This is a genomic window from Lactococcus sp. AK05, from assembly GCF_041026685.1.
Lineage (GTDB): Bacteria > Bacillota > Bacilli > Lactobacillales > Streptococcaceae > Lactococcus > Lactococcus lactis.
The window spans coordinates 1-494 of the sequence record NZ_JBFTEI010000026.1; the positions used below are offsets into that span (position 1 = coordinate 1).

1 protein-coding gene is annotated in these 494 nt (G+C 36.6%); it reads right to left on the reverse strand.

Features of this window, described 5'->3' with window-relative positions; all coding sequences use genetic code 11:
- The coding region (locus AB6B24_RS12400; protein ID WP_369164829.1) for an IS6-like element IS1216 family transposase at window positions 1-494 on the reverse strand (494 nt) is incomplete at both ends.

The window sequence follows — 494 nt, forward strand, 5'->3', positions numbered from 1 at the left end:
TGAGGCAGTGCGTAAACTTCGATAGAATTTATTGCGTCTCTTTACTGGACGATGGTCTTGTTCAATCAAATTATTCAGGTATTTAATGGTACGATGTTCTGTCCCTTGATAAAAGCCGTATTCTTTTAGTTTCTTAAAGGCACTTGTAATAGAGGGGGCTTTATCTGTGACTACAACCTTCGGTTCATCAAACTGCTTCACTAACCGCTTAAGAAAAGCATAGGCTGCTTGTGTGTCCCGTTTTTTACGTAACCAAATATCCAAGGTTAAACCATCTGCATCGATGGCTCGATACAAATAATGCCATTTTCCTTTAATTTTGATGTACGTTTCATCCATTTTCCATGAATAAAAGGATTTTTTATTTTTCTTCTTCCAAATTTGATAGAGTCGTTTGCCATATTCTTGCACCCAACGATAAATCGTCGTATGAGAAACGTTAATGCCACGATCATATAAGATTTCTTGAACTTCACGATAGCTAAGGTTATAAC